The organism is Pseudomonas sp. Snoq117.2 (genome assembly GCF_900110545.1).
Taxonomy (GTDB): Bacteria; Pseudomonadota; Gammaproteobacteria; order Pseudomonadales; family Pseudomonadaceae; genus Chryseomonas; species Chryseomonas benzopyrenica.
Genome location: NZ_FOED01000013.1, coordinates 1 through 19825 on the forward strand (window position 1 = coordinate 1; position 19825 = coordinate 19825).

Consider the following 19825-nt stretch of genomic DNA (forward strand, 5'->3'; position numbering starts at 1 on the left):
CAGCAAGTGATGATTCACTCAGACCAAGGCAGTCAGTTCAGTAGCTCAGATTGGCAAAGCTTCCTGAAGGCCAATAATGTGATCAGCAGCATGAGCCGACGGGGAAACTGCCACGACAATGCCGTAGCGGAGAGCTTTTTCCAGCTTTTGAAGCGGGAGCGAATCCGACGAAAGATCTACGCAACGCGTGACGAAGCCCGAAGTGATATTTTCGATTACATCGAGATGTTCTATAACCCTAAGCGTCGACACAGCAGTGCTATGCAGCTGTCTCCAGTAGAGTATGAGAAACGCTATTTCCTGAGCTTGGAGAGTGTCTAGGAAAGCAGGGGCGATTCACACAGCCCCTAATGTCGATGCCTGGACCGGTGCCCTGATTGTCGCCACCGTGAGCAGCACCGTGTTGGGCGAGGCGGAAACGCTGCGCAGTTTCACCAACACCGGCTTAGCCGCTTCGGGGGTCAACAGCACGGGCACCGCTGCCGCACTGACCTTCCGGCCCAATGGCACTCTGGTGTCATCCGCTGCAGCCACGATCAACGTCTGCGCCAGTAATGACAAAACCACTACCGGTAGGACGCTGACGATCACTCAAGGTGGGCAGATCAGTATGAAGGACTTTCCGCCGACGTCGGCCAAAGCGAGTGGCTGTTCATGAGCGTCTTACGTCAACGGGGTTTCAGCCTCATCGAGGTGCTGGTCAGTCTGATCGTCATCTGCATTGGCGTTCTGGGCATGGTGGCATTGCAATCTCGTAGTCTGGTGCAGACTCAGGACTCCGTACTGCGCAACAACGCCATCATGCTCGCGGGCGATCTCATAGAAATGATGCGCAGCAATCCCGGGGGGGGCCCTTGCCGGAGATTTGTTCAGCGTCACCAGCAAGTACCACAAGGCTACCGGTAGTGACTTTGCCAGCGTTGCGCTGGATTCTGCCGACGACTCGTGCGCCAAGCTCGCCCGAGGTGTTGGGGGGGACGCCGTTGCTGGCAAGGATCTGACCTGCTGGCTGCGCCAGGTCAAGGCGCTGCTGCCGGTGACCGATGACCTCATCAAGGCCAACTTCGCCGTTTGCCCCTCGCTGGCGCCACCTGCGGTCGGCAGTACGACACCCTACGATGCCTGTGGCACCGAAAACAGCTCGATAGCCATGGTGGTCTTGGCCTGGCAGGACGCTTCCAGCAATACCCAGGGATGCGCCGGTGGTATCTGCTACTACGTCTTGAGGGCCGAGCTATGAAGCGACAGCGTGGTCTGTCCCTGATCGAGATGATGATCTCTCTGACGCTCAGTACCTTCTTGATTCTTGCCGTCACCCAGCTTTATCTCGGCAACAAGCGCCACTACCTCTATCAGGAAGGTCAGGTCGAGAATGGCGACAATGGTCGGCTTGCCCTGTTGCTGCTGGATCAGCAATTGGCGAAGGCTGGCTTCCGTGCCAATCCCGTCGTCAAGACAACTCTGACAGAGGCCTTTCCTCGTCTTGAGGAGACCAATGGCTGTCCGGCCTTCGCTGCAGGGCAGACCATCCAGCCCACTACGGACGCCAACCAAAGCGGTATCTGCTTTCGCTATCAAGGCGCGGCAAAGGGAACGGACGTCGATTGCCTGGGCAACAAGATCGCGGCTGCTACCCATGGTACCGAGGTTCTCACGCGAATCAGCTATGTGGCCGATGGCAGCGGAACGGGAACCCTCCGCTGCAGCGCTCAAGGCCAAGCCGCCCAGGTACTGGTCAGTGGCTTGACCAGCTTTGTCTGGTTCAAGGTGCCGTCCAGTGCCGACTCCAATCAGGCGATCCGCTATGCGGCCTTGTTTTCCACGACCAAGGATCTCACCGATGGTATCTCCAGTACGGTGATCAATAACTGGAACACCTTGAGTGGGCAGAGCTTGCAAGACAGCACCCACGTGTTGCAGATCGTTCAAGGCAGCGTGACCCTGCGGAATCTGATGCAATGACGGGCGCACCGGTGGCATCACAACGGGGTGCGGTATTGATCGTCGCGCTGATCATGCTGCTGCTGCTCACCCTGCTGGCATTGTCCAGCATGCGTTCCAGTACGCTGCAGAATCGCCTGGGTGGCAGCGTGTCCGAGCAGAAGCGGGCCTACAACGCGGCGGAATCGGCGCTACGCGAAGGGGAGCGCCGGCTAAATGCCCTGAAGTTCACGGCCGTCTTTTCCGCGGCCAGCGCAGGCTATTCAAGCTGCTCTTCGAGTGTAGCGGCCATTGGCAGCAATCTATGCATCCTGCTCGAAGGCAATGATCTCGATACCACCGAGAAAACTCAGGCTTGGGCCAAGACCGCTCTATCGGCAAGCGGTACGGCATCGGCATCAGTGGCCTACAGCGGCTATGACGGCAAGTCGACGTTCAGCCGCTTGCCTCGTTGGGTCGCTACGGTCGTCTCCAGCAGCGGGGAAAGCGATATGTCTCTCGCCAGCCAAGGCAAGGGCATCTACTACTATCGAGTAACCGCCGCTGCCACGGCAGGGGGCGCGCGTTTTCCTGTCATTCTGCAAAGTATCATCAAGGTAGAAGTCCAATGAGCTTGCGCCAATGCTCTGCGTTTCTGGCCCTGTGTTTGGCGCTTCCCTTGGTGGAAGCGGCTACCTTCAACCCGAGCCAGCAGCCGCTTTTCTTGACTACCGGTGTCGGGCCAAATTTCTTCATCACCATCGATAACTCCACCAGTATGCAGATGGCGGTGGTGCCGGACGCGTCGAACAACGCCACCATTCGCCCAACTCGCCGGGCCAAATCCGCTACCTTCAACGGGTTGTATTACAACCCTGCGGTCACCTATGCCGCGCCTTACAAGGTCGTTTACGACGCTTCGACAGGCATCTTGACCAAGACCCGATTGACGACGAGTTTTAACGCAGCCTATGTAAACGGTTTTCGTACCGGTTTAGGAACGGTAGACCTGAGCAGTAACTACAAGGTGAGTTGGGGCTACAACCCCAATATAAGCACGACCGACCCAGAGACCGCCCGTGGCACCACCTATGCCAACCCCGGGCTGGCGACCGGTAGCGTCAGTACCCTGGCAGAAAACCCTTCGGCTGATTTCCCCACTGTTACGTCTACCACCTCCAGCACGGGAAGCAGTACCAGGACGAACAACGTTACCTACACAACGTCCGCCTCTTTCTGTCCTTCTTCAATCAGTGATTCTTCGTCAACTTCCGGCACCACCAGCACCACGTCGAATGGTGTAACTACCAGTAGTTATACGACAACTCAAACGTCGTACAGCAATATTTCCTGCTCTTTCAATTTCTTCAGATACACGATCAGGGTCACCACCACCTCTACGCCGACGACCTACACCACCACTACCTCTGACAGAGTGAAAGCGGGTGTGGCCGCTTATTATTATCTTTACGATACCAAGCTCTCCACGTGCACCACGATTGGCACTCGCAACGATGACTGTTACAGGAAGGTCACGGTCTCCAACGACTCCGGTTTGAATGGTAGCGACGAACGCCAGAATTTTGCCAACTGGTATTCTTTCTATCGCAGTAGGTCCCTGGCGGCGCAAAGTGCAACCAACCTGGCGATGATTGATGTGGATGAAAACATCCGTGTTGGCTGGCAGGCGCTGGGCAGCTGTACCTTTTCCGCTACATCGCCAAGTTGCCGTGGTATCAATAACTCCAGTTCGTCGGCCTACGACAATCGCCTCCGCCCCTTCAGCGGCAGTCACCGACAGGCTCTGTTCGATTGGCTTGGCGACATCTACTACGACTCCAGCACGCCCTTGCATTCGGCATTGGCGCGGGTGGGCAACTTTCTATCCACGACTGGCATCAATGGCCCCTATGCCAACAGCCCAGGCAGCACCGAGGCTCCAATCTACGCCTGCCGGGCCAGCTATAGCCTGATGGTGACGGATGGCGTGTGGAACGCCAACTACGACGTGGCCGGCGAGGACAGCAGCAGCCAAGAGTTGGGCGATGGCAGGACATACAGCCCTATGGCGCCCTATCAGGACCTCACCACGGATACGCTGGCGGACTTGGCCTTCCAGTATTGGTACAGGGACGCCAACAGGTCGCTCGACAACAAGATTCCACCCTACACGGCAGTGAGCGGCACCGAGACCCATGGTGACAATAAGCTGACCTCCTACTGGAATCCAAAGAACGATCCAGCCACTTGGCAGCACCTGACCGGTTTCTATGTAGGCATCGGTTTGAGTAGTGCCCTGACCAGCCCGGTCTGGGGTGGGGATACCTACTCTGGTGGTTATGATGCGATCGCCGCCGGCACCCTGAATTGGCCCAAGGCGGCTTCGGGCAGCGACAACAATGTCTACGATCTTTGGCACGCGGCCATCAATTCACGCGGCGCCTTCTTCAGTGCGGATGACGCCGGTGACCTGGTCAGTTCGCTCGGCGCCGTGGTGACGCGGATCACCCAGTCGAACAATGCCTCTGCCAGCCAGGTGTCTTCGCCGATGCTCGACAACAGTTTCTCGTCGAGCTACACCTATGTTCCTACCTTTTCCAGCAGTGACTGGAGTGGGGATCTAGACAAGAATTTGCGGACCGCAAAGTCTGTCACTCGCCAATGGAGTGCCCAAAGCAAACTCGATATTGCCTATGGCAATGGTAATTACACCGGGCGAACGGTGGTAATGGCCAAGTCCGCCAATACGCTGCAGGACTTCAGGTGGAGCAATCTCAGTGCTACCCAACAGGCGTATCTGAACAAGAATCTGCTTGGTACGGTCGACAGTTACGGCTCTCAGCGGGTGGATTATCTGCGCGGCGCGCGTACCTATGAAAACAGCGCTACCACGCCAAGTTTCCGGATACGCAGTCACATCCTGGGCGATATCGTCAATTCGACACCGGTACAGGTAACTATCCCCAGCAGCCCCGAAGCCAAGATGAATGCGCTGGTTTCCTCAGCCAGCGGATCCTATACCGCGTTTCGCCAAAAATGGGCCAGCCGTGCCACACGTATCTATGTCGGAGGCAACGACGGCATGCTGCACGGCTTCGATGATGGCGGTAACGAAAATTCGCCTTCATTCCCAGTGCGGTCCTGCCCACTCTCTACAAGCTCACCGACGTGAACTACACCGGCGGTGCGCACCAGTTCTATGTCGATGGCTCGCCGGTGGTACAGGACGTCTATTTCGGCGGGAGCTGGCACACGGTGTTGATAGGGACCCTGCGTGGCGGTGGTCGCGGCCTCTTTGCCCTGGACATCACCGATCCAGACGATATCAAGTTGTTGTGGGAAAAAAGCAGTAGTGATTATCCCCAGCTGGGCTACACCTATGCAAAACCGGTAGTCACTCGGTTGCAGAACGGTTCCTGGGCAGTGGTGCTGGGCAACGGCTATGGCAGCAATTGGACGAACAACGGCGCTACCTTGGAGAATGCCGCTTCGCTGTATCTACTCAATGTCAGCGATGGCAGCTTGATTTCGCAGTTGACCGCCTCTGCCAGCGGTACGGCGGTGAATGGTCTGTCTTCGCCGCTCGTGGCCGATGTCAATAACGACCTGATTGCCGACTATGCCTATGCAGGTGATTTACAGGGTCGCTTGTGGCGCTTCGATTTGGTGGGTAGCAGCGCGACCAGCTACAGCGTTGCCTTTGGTGGCAAGACGCCCTTGTATAGTGTCCTGGCCAGCAGCTACTCGAGCGGCTTGAGCAGCTTTACCCAGGCCATCACTGCAGCGCCTTATCTGGTACGTCATCCATCCGGTACCGGCTATCTGATCGTCTTCGGGACGGGCAAGTACTTGGAGGGCGCCGATGCCACGGCCAATACCACCAAGGCCATGACGCTCTATGGCATCTGGGATCGTCAGGCTACGGGTACCGCCGCCAGCACGACACCGACGTTGACCGTTGCCAACCTGCAGCAGCAAACGCTGGGTGCGGACACTGGCATCTCCTATACCAGCTCTACGGGAGACTCGGTCGCATCCACTGCCAATACGCTGTCCACGACAGCGGTGGACTGGTACACGAGTACCAATACGGCGGGCAAGTATGGCTGGTACGTCAATCTGCCGCTGACGGGCGAGATGGTCATCAACAAGGCCCAGTACATCAGCGATACCTTGCTGTTCACATCGCTGGTGCCCAACGACGATCCGTGCGATTCCGGCGCGGTGACCTACCTGTATGCCCTCAATCCGTATACCGGCGGTGGCAGCGATCTCCTCGAACTTGGGCTGGATACCTCTTATTCACGGCTCAAACTGGCAGGCCTCTATGGCGGCGCCTCCATCTTCACCTATGGCAACAGCGTCGTCATTTCAGGGACGAGCCCGTCCACCACGACTACACTGACCAATGCTGATGGTTCCGTTACCACGACGACCCTGGATCCGAGTCTGTCGAAATCCACGGTCACCAAGCCAAAGTTCTCCCGCCAGACCTGGCGCACCATACCCAATCAGAATCCTGACGAATGAAATTTTCGATGCGAGCACGAGGCTTTACCCTGATCGAGCTGATGGTCGTCGTGGCGATCGTCGGCATCCTGGCGGCCATCGCCTATCCGAGCTATCAGAGCTACGTTTTGCGCTCTCATCGTAGCGAGGGGCAGGCACTGCTCAATGAAGCGGCGGCGCGGATGGAGCGCTTCTATGCGCAGAACAACGCCTATCCGACCACGGTGAAGGACCTGAACATCGTGAATACCAAGACCGCAGCCGGCAGCGACAAGGTGTTTTCCAGCAGTGGTTATTACCAGTTGGGCATCGTGGCCAATACCGCTGGTAGCGATGCCTACAGCCAGAATGGTCCTTACCTGCTGACGGCGGAGCCGAAGGATACTCAGGCCAATGATGTCTGCGGCAACCTGATGCTTAATGCCCAGGGCGTCAAGAAGGTATCTAAAGGCAACGCCACCGACTGCTGGCGCTAATCCTCCCGCCCCTGCACCAGGCCTGCATCCCGCTCCTGCTCCACCCGATAGCCGCCAAAGCCCAGAGTCACCCGCTGGGTGGCGTCGGCCTTGCCGGCGTCTTCGGCTTCGTGCTCGACCACCAGGCGATTGAGGCGGTTGAGCAGCTGCATGGATTCGTCGTAGGCGGTGCGATAGAGACTCAGGGTCGAGTCCTGGGTCAGGTTGTGGCCGTAGACCACATGGAAGGTGAAGTCCGGCGCGGCGCGATCCTGCAGGTAGAGGCGCTCGAAACCGGCCAGCAGGTCGCCGGTGAAGTGGGCCAGCAGCCGGCCCGCGCCTTCCTGGCTCTCGGTGCCGCGCAGCAACGAGCGTGGCGTGAGCACCACCCGGTCTTCCTCGTCGAGGCGGGCATAGCCCTTGCGCAGCCATTCATCCAACACGGTACGGGCGCGGACGTCGCTGCCGACGCTGGCGACCAGGGCGTCGAAACTCTGTTCGCCGCCGCGGCGCTGGGTGCGGGGCAGGGGGCGCAGATTGCCCTCGGCATCGAGCAGGTCCAGCCGTGAGGTCCAGGCGCTGAGCACCTGCCATTCCAGGCTGGGCGTGCAGGGCGTACGTTCCGGGCCAGCCTCGCGCAGGGCGCGGACCTCGCGGCGCGGCAGGCCGGTCAGGACCGAGATGCGGCTGTCGGAGTTGGGCTTGTCGCCCAGCGGCTCGAAATCCTGGGCGACTTCGAAGTAGGTCTGGCGCAGCAGCCGATCGAAGGTCTGGTAGGTCACGCCGGAGGCGATGGCGATTCGTACCAGCCGACCGATCAGGCTGCGCAGAAGCAAGGGAACCTTGGTGGAAAGCATGGGGGACTCGATGCGGCAGACGCCCTCCCATCTTCGCGGGGCCTTGGGTCCCCGTCAAACCAGCCAGTCATAAAGTGTCGCGGACGCCGCTCAGGCTGTCGTCCGCGGGGCAGGGCACTGCCTAGCCGGGTGTGCCCGATTCGGTCTCGCCGGCCACGTCCGGGTCGTCCGGAAACTCCTCCGGCTCCATGTCGGCATAAGGCAGCTCTTCGGGTGGCGGGGTATTGCTGGGGTTGTCGTAGGTCTTCTGGTCGGCGTCGCTCATGGTGGGCTCCTGGGTGGGTGGTGGAGATATCGAACCCCCCTGGGCGGGGCCGTTCCCGAGCACCCCGTCGAGCGCGACCTTGTGTCGGCTGAGTGGCCAATGGCCGAACGCCGTTATCGCGATAGCGGTCCATTGGCTGACCGTCTCGTCCGAATGACGGCGCCCGAGGAGTCCCGTGATGACCACGCCTACCGCTGTCCATCCGCTGCCGTTCCAGCCCGCCTTCGAACAGGTGCCGGATGATGAAGCCGATACCATTCGCGAGATGGTCGCGGCCATGAGAGACATCACCGAGACCACCTATGCCAATGGTGGTCATGCCATCCGCAGCGTGCACGCCAAGAGTCATGGTCTGCTCACGGGCCAGGTGACGGTGCTGGATGGTCTGCCGCCGGCCTATGCCCATGGCGCCTTCGCCACGCCGGGCAGCTATGCCGCGGTGCTGAGATTCTCTACCAACCCCGGCGACATCCTGGCCGACAGCGTTTCCACCCCCCGTGGCCTGGCGCTCAAGCTGATCGACGTGCCAGGCGAGCGCCTGCCTGGCAGCGAAGGACAGGTGACCCAGGATTTCGTCATGCAGAACGCGCCGGCCTTTACCGCGCCGGATCCCAAGACCTTTCTCAAGACGCTCAAGCTGCTGGCCAAGACCACCGACCGCGGCGAGGGCCTGAAGAAGGTGGCGTCGGCGGTGCTGCGCGGCACCGAGAAGGTAGTGGAGGCCTTTGGCGGCGAGAGTCCGACGCTCAAGAGTCTGGGTGGCCACCCGGAGACCCATCCGCTCGGCGAGACCTTCTACACCATGGCGCCCTTTCTCTACGGCCCCTATTTCGCCAAGCTCAGCGTGGTGCCGGTGGCGCCGGAGCTGACCGCCCTGACCGATGCCCCGGTGGAGGTCAACGGCAAGCCAGACGGCCTGCGCGAGGCGGTCAACGCCCATTTCGCCCAGCACGGCGGGGTCTGGGAGATCCGCGTGCAACTGGGGGTAGACATCGATCAGACGCCGATCGAGGACGCCTCGGTGGTCTGGCCGGAAGACCTGACCCCCTATGTGACCGTGGCGCGCCTGGAGGTCCAGCCGCAACCGGCCTGGAACGAGGCACGCTCGCGCGAGGTGGACGACGCCATGGTGTTCAGCCCCTGGCACGGTCTGGCCGCGCATCGACCCCTTGGCGGCATCATGAGATCGCGGCAACCGGCCTACGAGATGTCTTCGCAGTTTCGCAGCGAGCGCAACGGCTGCCCGTTGCACCATCCGCGCGGACCGGTGGAGTTGTAGGCGAGGCTCAGTTGAGCGTGGCGAGTTCGGCGTCGTCGAGTTCGCGGGCGCGTACCGCGGCCGGACGGCTTACCAGCCCGGCCACATAGCGCTCGAAGTGCGGGCGCTTCTCGACGGTGCCGAAGGCCATGCCCCAAGCGAGATGGGCGCCGACATAGACGTCGGCAGCGGTGAAGCGGTCGTCCACCAGGTATTCACCCGGGGCCAGGGCGGCCTCCAGGGTATCGAGCACCTCGGCGAGACTGCCGTAGCCCACCGCGCCGCGTTTCTGCGGATCCTCGGGCAGGACCACGCTCAGGGCCTGGTTGGTGGCGGCGGCCTCCAGCGGGCCGGCGGCAAAGAACAGCCAGCGGTAGTAGGCACCGCGCGCCGGATCGTTGAGGGGTGGTGCGAGACCGGCGGCGGGAAAGGCGTCGGCGAGATAGGCGCAGATGGCCGCCGTCTCGGTCACCACGGCGGCGCCATGGCGCAACGCCGGCACCTTGCCCATGGGATTGATGGCGCGATAGGCCGGGGATTTCATCGCCGGCCCGTAGTCGACCCGCTGCACTTCATAGGGCTGTCCGAGCTCCTCCAGCAGCCAGCGCACGATGCGTCCGCGCGACATGGGATGGGTATAGAGCACAGGCCGGTCGAACATGGTGTAACTTCCTTGAGTTGTCGTACCCCTTAGCATAGGTAGGCCCTGCTCCAGCGTCCATTCACGGGAGAGCCGGTACCCTTCTGCTAGACTGGTAAACCTTTACCAGCCGTTTCACAGGACTCCCGTGCCCTCATCCTTCGCTTCCCTGCCGCTGGCCGAGGCCATGCAGGCCAATCTGGCCGAACTCGGCTACCTGAGCATGACGCCCATCCAGGCGGCCAGCCTGCCCATTATCCTCAAGGGCCAGGATCTCATCGCCCAGGCCAAGACCGGCTCGGGCAAGACGGCGGCCTTCGGTATCGGCCTGTTGACGGGGCTCAACCCGCGCTATTTCGGCTGTCAGGCTCTGGTCCTCTGTCCGACCCGCGAGCTGGCGGATCAGGTGGCCCGCGAACTGCGTCGCCTGGCGCGCACCACGCCCAATCTCAAGATCCTGACCCTGTGCGGCGGCATGCCGCTGGGGCCGCAGATCGCCTCCCTGGAGCACGGCGCCCAGGTGATCGTCGGCACCCCGGGGCGGGTGCAGGAACACCTGCGCAAGGGCACCCTGGTGCTGGACGGTCTCAACGTCGCGGTGCTCGACGAAGCCGATCGCATGCTTGATATGGGCTTCATCGATGCCATCGCCGACATCCTTCGGCAGACCCCGGCGCGGCGGCAGACGCTGCTGTTTTCCGCGACCTACCCGGAAGGCATCGAGCGCCTGGCCGAGGATTATCTGCGCGCGCCGCTGCGCATCAGTGTCGAAAGTCAGCACAGCGAGACCCAGATCCGCCAGCGCTTCTACGAGATCGCCGCCCAGGATCGCCTGGCCGCCGTGGTGCGTCTGCTCAGGCACCATCGCCCGGCCAGCGCCGTGGCCTTCTGCCAGACCCGCCAGCAGTGCCAGGAGGTGGTCGAGGCGCTGCACGCCCAGCGCATCTCCGCCGCTGCCCTGCATGGCGACCTGGAGCAGCGCGAACGGGACCAGGTGCTGGCGATGTTCGCCAACCGCAGCCTTTGTGTGCTGGTGGCCACCGACGTGGCGGCCCGCGGCATCGACGTGGCCGGCCTGGAGGCCGTGATCAACGTGGAGCTGTCTCGCGATCCGGCGGTGCACGTGCATCGCATCGGCCGCAGCGGTCGCGCCGGTGAACAGGGCCTGGCGCTGTCGCTGGTGGCGCCGGCCGAGGCCAGCCGCGCCCAGGCCATCGAGGTACAGCAGGGTTCGCCGCTGGATTGGCAGCCGCTGGGTGCCCTGCGCGACACCCCGGAGCCGCTGGTGCCGACCATGCACACCCTGGCCCTGGCGGCCGGCAAGAAGGACAAGCTGCGCCCCGGCGACATCCTCGGCGCCCTGACCGGCGACGCCGGCCTGCCCGGTGCCAAGATCGGCAAGATCACCCTGTTCGACAACCAGGCTTTCGTCGCCGTGGAACGCGATATCGCCCGCCAGGCGCTGCAGCGGCTGAGCGAAGGCAAGATCAAGGGGCGATCGATCAAGGTGCGGATGTTGTAGGTTGATCTATCGCGGCCATGGGCCGCTCCTACAGGTATCCAACCTATCCGTAGGAGCGGTCGCTACGGCGCACCGGCATGGCCGCGATAGTGGCGTAGGTTGGGTTGAGCGCAGCGAAGCCCAACGGTGCCCCCATCGCACCGAAGTGCAGGCTAACCTCCGATCCCCATCCGCCGCCTGGCGCGATGCGAGGAGCCATTGCGCACCGCCCAGCGCAGCACCGGCGCGGTGGCGCCGATACCGGTACGAATCAGCCGTTTTTGCAACAGGCTCTGGTGGAAACCGAGCTCCTCGCTGGCCCAGTCGGGCAAGAGGTCGATGCCGGCCTGCATCATCAGGGCCCCGAAGGGTTTGGCCAGGGCGCTGGGTGCAGGCGCCTGCAGCAACACCCGGCAGACCTCGCGGCTGCGTTCGTCGCAGACCAGCTGGGGACGGATCCCCTGGTAGTAGGCGGCGATCTCCGCCCGCGAACGGGGGACGTCGGTCGCCCCCAGGCGTTCGGCGACCAGGGCGATCTCGGCGTAGTAGCGGTCCTGTTCGGCGCCCGGCAACTGGGGATCGAAATAGCGCAGGTAGGCCGCGAGGAAATGACTGACCTCGGCCACATGGACCCAGGTCAGCAGCGCCGGGTCTTCGGCGCTGTAGGGGCGGCCATCGGCGGCCTGGCCGCGGATATGACGGTGGATGGCCTGGACCCGGGCGATCAGCCGCTCGGCGTCGCCGCGACTGCCAAAGGTGGTGGCGGCGATGAACTGACCAGTGCGCCGCAAGCGGCCGAGCATGTCTTCGCGAAACTTCGAATGGTCCCAGACCCCGGCCAGGGCCAGCGGGTGCAGCGTCTGCATCAGCAGGGCGGCGATGCCGCCAATCAGCATGCAGGTGAAGTCGCTGTGCACCCGCCAGGGAACGCTGCCCGGTCCGAACAGCCCGGGATCGCCCGGTGGCTGCTCGTAATCGACCTCGCCCAGGGACAGTCCGGTCAGGCTCATCACCTGCCGCTCGATACGCTCGCGGATCAGCTCCATGGGCTAGCGCGGCAGCAGGTAGAGGGCGGCGTACTGCAGCAGCATGATGGTCTTGCCGTCTAGCAGTCGACCGTCGCGGGCCATGGCGAGGGCCTCGTCGAAAGGCAATTCCAGCAGCTCGATGTCCTCGCCTTCCTCGTGCAGTCCGCCACCGTCGGCGATGCGCTGATCGGCGCGGTATTCACCGGCGAAGAAGTGCAGCAACTCGGTCACCGAGCCGGGACTCATGAAAGCGTCGAACAGGTGCTGAACGTTGTCCAGGCGGTAACCGGTCTCTTCCTCGACCTCGGCCTTGATACGCGCTTCGGGCGCGGCCGCGTCGAGCAGGCCGGCGGGGGTCTCCACCAGCAGGCCGTCGTCCAGGCCGTTACCCAGGGTGGGCAGGCGGAACTGACGGATCAGCAGCACGGTGCGTCTATCGCGGTCGTAGAGCAGGATGGTGGCGCCGTTGCCGCGGTCGTAGGTCTCCCGGGTCTGGCGTTGCCAGCTGCCGTCACGGCGCAGGTAGTCGAAGGTGGTCTTCTTCAGCAGGCCCCAGTCAGCGGAAAGGGTCTCGACCTGCTGGATGCGAAAGCGAGGGGTGTCGGGCATGGGAGCTCGTCTGGACAGGAGGCTTCGGGCCACGGTAGCAGAAGCGGTGCCTTTTTGAGGCACGCACCGTGACTCCGGGTTCCACCCAGCCGCGAGAACGGCTGCCCCCCGACGTTTAGAACCAGCGGTCGTTCTTCTTCCTGCCCCGCGTCATGGACGGCAGGATCAGTCCGGCCAGCAGGCCCGCGCCGGCGATGCTGCCGCCATAGACCATGTACTGCATCAGTGCCTGCTTGTTCTCGTTGCCGAGCTTGGCCTGGGTGCTGCGCAGTTCCGACTGGGCCTGGGTGAGCTGGGCGTCGAGGTCCTTGCGGCGGCTCTCCAGCTCGTCGATCTGCTGCTTGCGCGAATCCAGGGTCTCCTGCATGCCCTGGACACGATTCTTCCAGCTGTCGTCGATGGTCTTGAGCTGGCCGCTCAGTTCGGCCACCTGCTGTTCCAGCTGCGGCAGGCGCTCGGCCTGGCCGGGCTTGTCCTGCAGGTCGCTGTTGGGAATCCAGACGGTGCTTCCGCCTTCGCCGCGCACCTGGCTGTAGTCGCCCTGGGTGCTGATCAGCTCGACCTTCTGCCCGGACTTGAGGGTGCCGACGATGCGATAGCCATCGGTAGGCCCACTGCGGACATAGGTGGTCAGGCTGTCGCTGACCCAGCGAGCATTGCCTTCCTGGGCCACGGCGGTGCCGGCCAGGGAGGCGAGGGAGGCGGCCAGGCAGAGGCCGAGACGCGGTAGGCGGGACAATAGGCGAGAAGGGAACATGGGCATGATCGGGTCTGTATGCATGAGCTGAAAAGATGAAGGCCGTGGTGAACAGGCCGGATTATTGTGGGGCAGTACCCTAGCAAGCTGCCGCGATCTATCCGCCAACCCGTAGCGCCCTCTGTTCGAGACGGTGAAGCAGTTCAAGCTTTGGCGGCGGAAAGCGACGGCCAGTGTCATCTTGCCGCCATGTACTGGGCAGCGGAAGGCGCAAAGCCGTTCAGAATCTTGCGGCGCTTCAGAGGCGGTGGAGCAGATCCAGGCTCAAGGCCGCGAGTGCACCCAGACCGGCGCAACCAAAGGCCAGCGCCTTGCCCCACCAGCGTTTCCAGGCGATGGCGCCGGCGATCATGCCCACTCCGCAGAGCAGGAGGCCGGACTTGAGATAGAAGTCGGACCAGGCGAGCAGCTGATCGATGAAGTCGAAGAGGTCTTGAAATTCCTGCGGCATGGGGGCCTCCTGGCGCGTTGGCGCTATTGAGTCGCCGGGGCCGTGGTCGTTCCCTGGCAATCCGCGGCCAGCAGCCGTTCCGCTGAGCCGAAATCGCCCGGCTGGCTACCCGCGCGTCCGGCCAGCAGCAGGAACTGGCGACCGGCGCCCTGGCTCGGCAGCGCCACTACCGCCAGCGACAGGCGCGGATCCGGCAGCGGATAGGGCGGCTGGCTGGCCAGGGCCTGGAAGAAGTCCGTGGCCCGTAACTGGGTTTCGCTCAGGCGCCGCGCCTGATAGCGACTGCCCGCCAGCGCCACCGGCAGGGCGCGCCAGTGTTCATCGATGTCTGGCGCCAGCTGCCACAGCTGTTGGCGCAACTCGGGCCGCAGGCAGGCCAGGTGTACATGCAATTGATCCTGGCTGCGCCCGCTGGGGGCATTTAGGGCGAGGGCGATCCGCTCATCCGCCACGGGTGCCTGGCCCCAGGCGCTCAGATACCAGCGCTGGCGCCAGGCCAGGCCGAACCAATTGGGTTGGCCGGGCCGCCAGAGCGCCGGACTCTCCAGCCCGCGCAGGGGGCGTAGGGGCACCAGGATGAAATGCTGCCGCTCGCCGGGCGCACGCAGCATGGCGAAGCCGGGATCCTCCACCACCTGGCGACAGGGCGCCGCCAGGCCAGTGAGCCGGGCATTGGGCACACAGAGTGCCGTCGTGACCTGGCGCAGCAGCTCGCGGTTGGAGCAGCCCGTCAGCGCCAATCCCAGCATCAGCATCAGCATCAGCAGCGACAGCAGATGCCAGCACGACGGACGGACGCTGGACGGCAGCGAACATCTGCGCGAGCTTCGCTTCCAATGGGTATCAAGGCAACGCAGCTGGGAGTCAGCCATGGCCAATGGGTGGGCCGGAGACGGCGCGGTTCAGGAACAGATCGACAGCACGGTGGACGATGCGGTGCAGCGCGCCCGCAGTCGTCTGCATCGAGGCGCGAGCCTCACCCACTGCGAGGAGTGCGGCGACGCCATCCCCGAGGCGCGCCGCCAGGCGGTCCCGGGTGTACATTTGTGCATCCGCTGCCAATCCGAGCAGGACGCCGAAGACCAGCGCGCCAGCGGCTATAACCGGCGAGCGAGCAAGGACAGTCAGTTGCGCTAGGGGCGGATTGGAGGGTGTCATGGTGCGGCGACCCGGACAGGGCTGGACATCTTGCAGGATCGAGGGCTGACGGTTTGTACCATACGGGCCCTTCTTAAGCAGCTGGCATGAGGCGTGCCGGCTGCTGAGTGAGGCTGCCAGCAGGAGTCAGTCGGGATGCACCGCATAGCCTCGCAGTCGGTTACCGTCAGGATCCAGTACGACGAAGCTGCGGCCGAACGGCAGGTTGGCTGGCGGTGAGAGCTCTTCTGCGCCTTGCATGCACCAGCGGTCGTACAGCTCATCCACTGCCGGCATGCTGGCTACCTTAAAGCCCAGTTCACCTGTCGCGCTGCCCGCGCCAACCGCAGGAACCACGGCCTCCCTTGCCCAAAGGCCCAGGGCGAGACCGGACGGGAGCACGAAGAGAGCGAAGCCAGGGCCGTCCTCGACCGGGGTGAGGTCGAGCAATTTGGCGTAGAAATCCCGGCTGGTACGGACATCGGCAACGTAGAACATCAGACTGGTGCTATAGGGCATAGTGCATCTCCTCTGTGGTGATGCCGCCCAGTCTAGGGATCCCCACTGCCAGTTTCTGTCAGTAGTCAGCCAGCCGTGTCGCGCTGGCGCTCCATCTGCTTGCGCCAGTCCCTGAGCAGGGCTTGGCGACGCTGTGGATAGCGTTGCTCACTGGGCTCGACCGCGAGGATGCGATCGGCACGAAAGCTACGGAAGTCCTCACGCAACTCACACCAGCCCAGCAGCACCCGGGCGGCGTCGAAGTAGGCCAGCGCGAAGGGCCAGATGGTGCGCCGGGATTCGCTGTCAGTGGCATCGCGATAGACCAAGGTGAGCTTGGTTTCCTGGCGTATGGCTTGACGCAAGATCGCCGGATCGACCTGATTGCGGGGTGTTTCCCGACTCGGCCCGATAAGCAGGGTGGTCATGGCCAGCTCGTTTTGCAGCTCGCTCGGCAGGACCGCGGAGATTCGGGCCAGGGCATTGCTGGCCGCCGCCGCCAGGCTGCCATCGGTGCGTTCGGCCACCCAGCGCGAGCCGAGCACCAGGGCCTCCAGTTCTTCGGGCGTGAACATCAGCGGTGGCAGCAGAAAACCCGGTTTGAGGATATAGCCGACACCCGGTTCGCCCTCAATGGCCGCGCCCAGCGCCTGCAGGCTGGCGATATCGCGGTACAGGGTGCGCAGACTGACCCCTGTTTCCGCCGCCAAGGCGCGGCCACTCACGGCGCGGCGGTGCCGGCGCAAGGCCTGGAGCAGATCGAACAGGCGTTCTGAGCGGGACACCCGCGCAGTTTAATCCTGCGGATGGCGATGCTCTAGCAGGGCTGTAGACGTCGCTCGGCGACGTTCAGGTGCTGGCCCAGTTCAGCCAGGCCAATTGCATCGAGTTCGTTAAGGTCGCCAGCGCATCTTTGACTATTCAGGATCAAGCAACTGGGATATCAGGCATCCTGCCGATAACCAAGGCGTAGCCGCAGCCGGTCGTTGACGAGCATCAGGGCGCGGCCGGTATCCGCAGGCCGCGTTGCACCGCCGGACGGGCGAGGAAGGCGTCCAGGGCGCGACGGACGTCGGGAAAATCCTGAAACCCGACCAGGTCGGCCACCTGGTAGACCTCCAGCAGGGCGCGGATCCAGGGGAAGGTGGCGATGTCGACGAGGCTGTAGTCCTCGCCCAGGATCCAGGTGTGGCCCTTGAGCTGGCCATCCAGTACGCCGAGCAGGCGCCGCGCTTCGGCGACATAACGCTCGCGGGGCCGCGGGTCTTCGATGGCCTTGCCAGCGAATTTGGTGAAGAAGCCGAGCTGGCCGAACATGGGACCAATGCCCCCCATCTGGAACATCAGCCACTGGATGGCCTGGTAGCGCCGGGCCGGATCCTCGGGCAGCAGGCGCCCGGTCTTTTCCGCGAGATAGAGCAGGATGGCGCCGGATTCGAACAGTCCGAGGGGTTCGCCACCGGGACCCTCGGGGTCGAGGATGGCGGGGATCTTGTTGTTGGGGCTCAGCGAAAGAAATTCCGCGGTGTGCTGGTCGTCCTGGCCGAAGTCGATGCGATGCACCTCGTAGGGCAGGCCGAGCTCCTCCAGCAGGATGGCGACCTTGACGCCGTTGGGCGTGGGCAGCGAGTAGAGCTGCAGGCGCTCGGGATGCCGGGCGGGCCAGCGGTGGGTGATGGGAAAGCGGGACAGATCGGCCATGGTGGACTCCTTGGAAAGAGGACGGTTTTGGGTGAGACCGGCCGGCGCGGCCCAGGTTGCCGGTCTTCAGCGAAGCGGAACTTAGCGCGCTGCCCGCCTCTCCATCTGGGGAGTGCCCGCCTTCAGCCCCGCACCCGAGGACTCCCGATGCTTCCCCACAGTCAGCAGGGCAGCGGTTCGCCCACCTTCGTGCTCATGCACTTTCTCGGCGGCTCCCACCGCACCTGGTTTCCCACCATTCCCTATCTGGATGGCGAACATCGCTGCGTGGCGCTCAATACGCCAGGCTTTGGCGATGCTGCCGAGGTCGAGGGCTACAGCGTGGCGGAGATGGCCGATCAGGTGGATGCCAGCATCCACGCCCTGGGTCTGGACCGTTGCATCCTGGTCGGCCATTCGATGACCGGCAAGGTTGCCGTGGTACTGGCGGCGCGGCGGCCGGAGTATCTGGTCGGGCTGATCCTGGTGGCGCCTTCGCCGCCCGGGCCGCAACCCATGAGCGAGGCGGACCGCGATGCCCAGCGCGCCTATGGCAAGAGCCGGGCGGAGGCCGAGGCCTTCGTCGACGAATCCAGTGCCCATCGCCTGCCCGATCCCATTCGCGAGGTGGTGATCGCCGACGCCCAGCGGCTGAATCTCGAGGCCTGGCGTGCCTGGGTCGATCACGGCAGTCGTGAAGACTGGAGCGATCGGATCGAGACCCTGGATTATCCGGTGCTGCTGGTCTGCGGCGCCGATGACCAGCAGGTGCCCGGTCCGGACGAACAGCGCCGGACCACCCTGGCGGCCTTTCCCAACAGCCGACTGGAGGTGATTCCCGGTGCCGGCCACCTGATGCCGCTGCAAACGCCCCAGGCCCTGGCGCGGTTGATGCTCGATTTCGCCCGGAAGCTCTGATCCATGGATTCGTTGACTCAGGCCGTACTCGGCGCCACCGTCCAGACCGCGCTGTTGGGGCGCTGGCAGGGCCGCCGCGCCCTTCTCTATGGCGCTGCTCTGGGCACCCTGCCGGATCTCGATGTGGTCATCGACTACGGCAACGCCGTCAACGAGATGACCTACCACCGCGGCTTCAGCCATTCGCTGTTCGTACTGACCGGGGTGGCCCTGTTGCTGACCTGGCTGTGCGGGCGCTGGCGCAATCCGGGTTACAGCCAGCGACGGCTGTTCCTGACCCTTTGGCTGGTGCTCATCACCCATCCGCTGCTGGATGCCTTCACCACCTACGGTACCCAGTTGTTCTGGCCTTTGCCGAGCACCCCGGTGGCCTGGTCCAGCGTCTTCATCATCGATCCGCTTTATACCCTGCCATTGTTGCTGGCAGTGCTGGCTGGCCTGGTGCTCGGCCCCCGGGACAGCACGCCACGGCTGGCCGTGGCGGCCTTGCTGCTCTCCACGACCTACCTGGGCTGGACCCTGGCGGCCAAGTATTCCGCGGAGCGCCAGGTGCGCCAGGTGCTGGCGACCCAGGGGCAGGCGGATGCCCGCCTGTTCAGCGCGCCGCTGCCGTTCACCAGTCTGCTCTGGCGGGTCATGGTGGACGATGGCCCCGAGCGCTACCGGGAAACCTGGGTCGGATTGTTCGACGATCATCCGCCGCAGCTGGTGCCACTGCCGCGGGGCGGCGAACTGGCGCCTATCCTTGCCGATTCCCCGGCCGAGCAGCGGCTGCGGTGGTTCACCGACGACTGGCTGAGGTACGACCGCCTGGGCGATGACCTGGTGGTGACCGATCTGCGCCTGGGCGCCACCGGCTACCACAGCTTTCGCTTCGTGCTGGCTCAGCGCGAGGCGAGTGGCTGGCGACTGGTGTCCGAGCCTTCGTTGTGGCCGCGGGAGCGAGGCGGTCGCGAACAGCTGGCGGTGGTCTGGCGCAGACTCTGGCATCCGGAGCTGCCGGCACCGGTGGCGGACTGGGCGGCGCGACTGTCGCGCCTGCCGGATTGACGCCAGGCGTCCAGCAGCACCCGCCACCAGGGGCGATGGGCTTCGTACAATGCCGTCTGCCGATCCAGGCCGATATCGGCCAGTTCCCGATCGGTAAGCTCCGGCAGCATCCGGCGGGTGGTCAGCTGGCGCTGGAACAGCAGCCAGCAACCGCTAGCGCGCGTCTGGTCGTGAAGGCTGGGGTCTCTGGGCATGGCGTCTCTCCTGGGCTGTCTCCATGCTCCGCCGCCAGCCGCTTCAGGGGCAGATCCAGGGCGGTCGGTTGTCCGCCATACAGCCGCCTTACAGCGGG

The 19825-nt window shown here is 63.6% G+C and carries 25 protein-coding genes and 1 pseudogene; 14 read left to right on the forward strand and 12 right to left on the reverse strand.

Annotation, left to right across the window (positions count from 1 at the left end; all coding sequences use genetic code 11):
- The 9 genes from BMZ43_RS21530 to BMZ43_RS21560 form a co-directional block, all read left to right on the forward strand.
- Positions 1-321: IS3 family transposase (locus BMZ43_RS21530; RefSeq protein ID WP_143075306.1), on the forward strand; the 321-nt coding region annotated here is incomplete at its 5' end.
- 67 nt (positions 322-388) lie between these two features.
- Complete coding sequence (locus BMZ43_RS26215; protein ID WP_143075307.1) at positions 389-658, forward strand: hypothetical protein; 270 nt, start codon at positions 389-391, stop codon at positions 656-658.
- Positions 655-906, forward strand: coding sequence for a type IV pilus modification protein PilV (pilV, locus tag BMZ43_RS26595; RefSeq protein ID WP_177344843.1), 252 nt, complete (start codon positions 655-657; stop codon positions 904-906). The genes BMZ43_RS26215 and pilV overlap by 4 nt, the downstream gene beginning before the upstream one ends.
- Complete coding sequence (locus tag BMZ43_RS26600) at positions 866-1240, forward strand: hypothetical protein (RefSeq protein WP_177344844.1); 375 nt, start codon at positions 866-868, stop codon at positions 1238-1240. The genes pilV and BMZ43_RS26600 overlap by 41 nt, the downstream gene beginning before the upstream one ends.
- Positions 1237-1962 (forward strand): PilW family protein, encoded by a 726-nt coding sequence (locus tag BMZ43_RS21540; RefSeq protein WP_017642705.1) that lies wholly within the window; start codon positions 1237-1239, stop codon positions 1960-1962. Before BMZ43_RS26600 ends, BMZ43_RS21540 begins: the two co-directional genes overlap by 4 nt.
- Positions 1959-2552 carry a pilus assembly PilX family protein gene (locus tag BMZ43_RS21545; RefSeq protein WP_017642704.1) on the forward strand — a complete coding sequence of 198 codons (594 nt, stop codon included), beginning with the start codon at positions 1959-1961 and terminating at the stop codon, positions 2550-2552. Before BMZ43_RS21540 ends, BMZ43_RS21545 begins: the two co-directional genes overlap by 4 nt.
- Positions 2549-5092 carry a PilC/PilY family type IV pilus protein gene (locus BMZ43_RS27505; protein WP_093256401.1) on the forward strand — a complete coding sequence of 848 codons (2544 nt, stop codon included), beginning with the start codon at positions 2549-2551 and terminating at the stop codon, positions 5090-5092. Before BMZ43_RS21545 ends, BMZ43_RS27505 begins: the two co-directional genes overlap by 4 nt.
- A complete protein-coding gene (locus BMZ43_RS21555) occupies positions 5089-6450 on the forward strand; it encodes a pilus assembly protein (RefSeq protein WP_371913900.1) in 1362 nt (453 codons plus the stop codon). Before BMZ43_RS27505 ends, BMZ43_RS21555 begins: the two co-directional genes overlap by 4 nt.
- Positions 6447-6905, forward strand: coding sequence for a type IV pilin protein (locus BMZ43_RS21560; protein WP_093256405.1), 459 nt, complete (start codon positions 6447-6449; stop codon positions 6903-6905). The genes BMZ43_RS21555 and BMZ43_RS21560 overlap by 4 nt, the downstream gene beginning before the upstream one ends.
- Here the strand turns inward: BMZ43_RS21560 and BMZ43_RS21565 are convergent.
- Positions 6902-7741 (reverse strand): DUF6502 family protein, encoded by an 840-nt coding sequence (locus tag BMZ43_RS21565; RefSeq protein WP_093256407.1) that lies wholly within the window; start codon positions 7739-7741, stop codon positions 6902-6904. The genes BMZ43_RS21560 and BMZ43_RS21565 overlap by 4 nt on opposite strands.
- Before the next feature lie 121 nt (positions 7742-7862).
- On the reverse strand, positions 7863-8006 hold the full coding sequence (locus BMZ43_RS26605; protein ID WP_017642700.1) for a hypothetical protein: 144 nt from the start codon (positions 8004-8006) through the stop codon (positions 7863-7865).
- 178 nt (positions 8007-8184) lie between these two features.
- Here BMZ43_RS26605 and BMZ43_RS21570 point away from each other — a divergent pair, with 178 nt between their 5' ends.
- Positions 8185-9285, forward strand: a complete 1101-nt coding sequence (locus BMZ43_RS21570) for a catalase family protein (RefSeq protein WP_093256409.1) — start codon at positions 8185-8187, stop codon at positions 9283-9285.
- Positions 9286-9292: 7 nt separating this feature from the next.
- On the opposite strand, the gene BMZ43_RS21575 is transcribed toward BMZ43_RS21570, so the two are convergent.
- On the reverse strand, positions 9293-9925 hold the full coding sequence (locus BMZ43_RS21575) for a glutathione S-transferase family protein (RefSeq protein WP_093256411.1): 633 nt from the start codon (positions 9923-9925) through the stop codon (positions 9293-9295).
- 127 nt (positions 9926-10052) lie between these two features.
- On the opposite strand from BMZ43_RS21575, the gene dbpA reads away from it, so the two are divergent.
- A complete protein-coding gene (gene dbpA, locus BMZ43_RS21580; protein ID WP_017642696.1) occupies positions 10053-11426 on the forward strand; it encodes an ATP-dependent RNA helicase DbpA in 1374 nt (457 codons plus the stop codon).
- A gap of 152 nt (positions 11427-11578) precedes the next feature.
- Here dbpA and BMZ43_RS21585 read toward each other — a convergent pair whose 3' ends face one another.
- The 5 genes from BMZ43_RS21585 to BMZ43_RS21605 all read right to left on the reverse strand — a co-directional run bounded on the left by BMZ43_RS21585 (position 11579) and on the right by BMZ43_RS21605 (position 15011).
- The gene (locus tag BMZ43_RS21585) at positions 11579-12451 is read right to left on the reverse strand and encodes an oxygenase MpaB family protein (RefSeq protein WP_093256413.1); all 873 of its coding nucleotides are present in this window, start codon (positions 12449-12451) and stop codon (positions 11579-11581) included.
- A gap of 3 nt (positions 12452-12454) precedes the next feature.
- The gene (locus BMZ43_RS21590; protein ID WP_017642694.1) at positions 12455-13042 is read right to left on the reverse strand and encodes an NUDIX domain-containing protein; all 588 of its coding nucleotides are present in this window, start codon (positions 13040-13042) and stop codon (positions 12455-12457) included.
- Positions 13043-13157: 115 nt separating this feature from the next.
- Positions 13158-13799, reverse strand: a complete 642-nt coding sequence (locus BMZ43_RS21595) for a TIGR04211 family SH3 domain-containing protein (protein WP_093256512.1) — start codon at positions 13797-13799, stop codon at positions 13158-13160.
- A 238-nt stretch (positions 13800-14037) separates the two neighbouring features.
- Positions 14038-14250 (reverse strand): hypothetical protein, encoded by a 213-nt coding sequence (locus BMZ43_RS21600; protein ID WP_017642692.1) that lies wholly within the window; start codon positions 14248-14250, stop codon positions 14038-14040.
- A gap of 23 nt (positions 14251-14273) precedes the next feature.
- Entirely contained in the window at positions 14274-15011 is a 738-nt protein-coding gene (locus BMZ43_RS21605; RefSeq protein WP_256563096.1) for a CDP-diacylglycerol diphosphatase, read from the reverse strand.
- A 109-nt stretch (positions 15012-15120) separates the two neighbouring features.
- On the opposite strand from BMZ43_RS21605, the gene BMZ43_RS21610 reads away from it, so the two are divergent.
- Positions 15121-15387 carry a DksA/TraR family C4-type zinc finger protein gene (locus tag BMZ43_RS21610; protein WP_093256415.1) on the forward strand — a complete coding sequence of 89 codons (267 nt, stop codon included), beginning with the start codon at positions 15121-15123 and terminating at the stop codon, positions 15385-15387.
- 147 nt (positions 15388-15534) lie between these two features.
- Here the strand turns inward: BMZ43_RS21610 and BMZ43_RS21615 are convergent, their stop codons facing one another.
- The 3 genes from BMZ43_RS21615 to BMZ43_RS21625 all read right to left on the reverse strand — a co-directional run bounded on the left by BMZ43_RS21615 (position 15535) and on the right by BMZ43_RS21625 (position 17586).
- Positions 15535-15906, reverse strand: a complete 372-nt coding sequence (locus BMZ43_RS21615; RefSeq protein ID WP_093256417.1) for a VOC family protein — start codon at positions 15904-15906, stop codon at positions 15535-15537.
- A gap of 65 nt (positions 15907-15971) precedes the next feature.
- A complete protein-coding gene (locus BMZ43_RS21620) occupies positions 15972-16670 on the reverse strand; it encodes a helix-turn-helix transcriptional regulator (RefSeq protein WP_068384301.1) in 699 nt (232 codons plus the stop codon).
- Positions 16671-16881: 211 nt separating this feature from the next.
- Positions 16882-17586, reverse strand: coding sequence for a glutathione S-transferase N-terminal domain-containing protein (locus BMZ43_RS21625; RefSeq protein ID WP_093256419.1), 705 nt, complete (start codon positions 17584-17586; stop codon positions 16882-16884).
- Between the two features lie 147 nt (positions 17587-17733).
- Here BMZ43_RS21625 and BMZ43_RS21630 point away from each other — a divergent pair, with 147 nt between their 5' ends.
- The gene (locus BMZ43_RS21630; protein WP_093256421.1) at positions 17734-18483 is read left to right on the forward strand and encodes an alpha/beta fold hydrolase; all 750 of its coding nucleotides are present in this window, start codon (positions 17734-17736) and stop codon (positions 18481-18483) included.
- Between the two features lie 3 nt (positions 18484-18486).
- Positions 18487-19533: a metal-dependent hydrolase gene (locus BMZ43_RS21635; RefSeq protein WP_093256423.1), complete on the forward strand. Its 1047-nt coding sequence runs from the start codon at positions 18487-18489 to the stop codon at positions 19531-19533.
- An 86-nt stretch (positions 19534-19619) separates the two neighbouring features.
- Here the strand turns inward: BMZ43_RS21635 and BMZ43_RS26220 are convergent.
- Positions 19620-19727, reverse strand: a pseudogene (locus tag BMZ43_RS26220) (hypothetical protein); the annotation flags it as partial.
- Positions 19728-19825: the final 98 nt, after the last annotated feature.

Coding starts and splice junctions, on each gene's coding strand:
- pilV (WP_177344843.1), top strand. CDS start 655: ATGAGCGTCTTACGTCAACGGGGTTTCAGCCTCATCGAGGTGCTGGTC.
- BMZ43_RS21540 (WP_017642705.1), top strand. CDS start 1,237: ATGAAGCGACAGCGTGGTCTGTCCCTGATCGAGATGATGATCTCTCTG.
- BMZ43_RS21545 (WP_017642704.1), top strand. CDS start 1,959: ATGACGGGCGCACCGGTGGCATCACAACGGGGTGCGGTATTGATCGTC.
- BMZ43_RS27505 (WP_093256401.1), top strand. CDS start 2,549: ATGAGCTTGCGCCAATGCTCTGCGTTTCTGGCCCTGTGTTTGGCGCTT.
- BMZ43_RS21560 (WP_093256405.1), top strand. CDS start 6,447: ATGAAATTTTCGATGCGAGCACGAGGCTTTACCCTGATCGAGCTGATG.
- BMZ43_RS21565 (WP_093256407.1), bottom strand. CDS start 7,741: ATGCTTTCCACCAAGGTTCCCTTGCTTCTGCGCAGCCTGATCGGTCGG.
- BMZ43_RS26605 (WP_017642700.1), bottom strand. CDS start 8,006: ATGAGCGACGCCGACCAGAAGACCTACGACAACCCCAGCAATACCCCG.
- BMZ43_RS21570 (WP_093256409.1), top strand. CDS start 8,185: ATGACCACGCCTACCGCTGTCCATCCGCTGCCGTTCCAGCCCGCCTTC.
- BMZ43_RS21575 (WP_093256411.1), bottom strand. CDS start 9,925: ATGTTCGACCGGCCTGTGCTCTATACCCATCCCATGTCGCGCGGACGC.
- BMZ43_RS21585 (WP_093256413.1), bottom strand. CDS start 12,451: ATGGAGCTGATCCGCGAGCGTATCGAGCGGCAGGTGATGAGCCTGACC.
- BMZ43_RS21590 (WP_017642694.1), bottom strand. CDS start 13,042: ATGCCCGACACCCCTCGCTTTCGCATCCAGCAGGTCGAGACCCTTTCC.
- BMZ43_RS21595 (WP_093256512.1), bottom strand. CDS start 13,799: ATGTTCCCTTCTCGCCTATTGTCCCGCCTACCGCGTCTCGGCCTCTGC.
- BMZ43_RS21600 (WP_017642692.1), bottom strand. CDS start 14,250: ATGCCGCAGGAATTTCAAGACCTCTTCGACTTCATCGATCAGCTGCTC.
- BMZ43_RS21605 (WP_256563096.1), bottom strand. CDS start 15,011: ATGCTGATGCTGATGCTGGGATTGGCGCTGACGGGCTGCTCCAACCGC.
- BMZ43_RS21610 (WP_093256415.1), top strand. CDS start 15,121: ATGGCCAATGGGTGGGCCGGAGACGGCGCGGTTCAGGAACAGATCGAC.
- BMZ43_RS21615 (WP_093256417.1), bottom strand. CDS start 15,906: ATGCCCTATAGCACCAGTCTGATGTTCTACGTTGCCGATGTCCGTACC.
- BMZ43_RS21625 (WP_093256419.1), bottom strand. CDS start 17,586: ATGGCCGATCTGTCCCGCTTTCCCATCACCCACCGCTGGCCCGCCCGG.
- BMZ43_RS21630 (WP_093256421.1), top strand. CDS start 17,734: ATGCTTCCCCACAGTCAGCAGGGCAGCGGTTCGCCCACCTTCGTGCTC.
- BMZ43_RS21635 (WP_093256423.1), top strand. CDS start 18,487: ATGGATTCGTTGACTCAGGCCGTACTCGGCGCCACCGTCCAGACCGCG.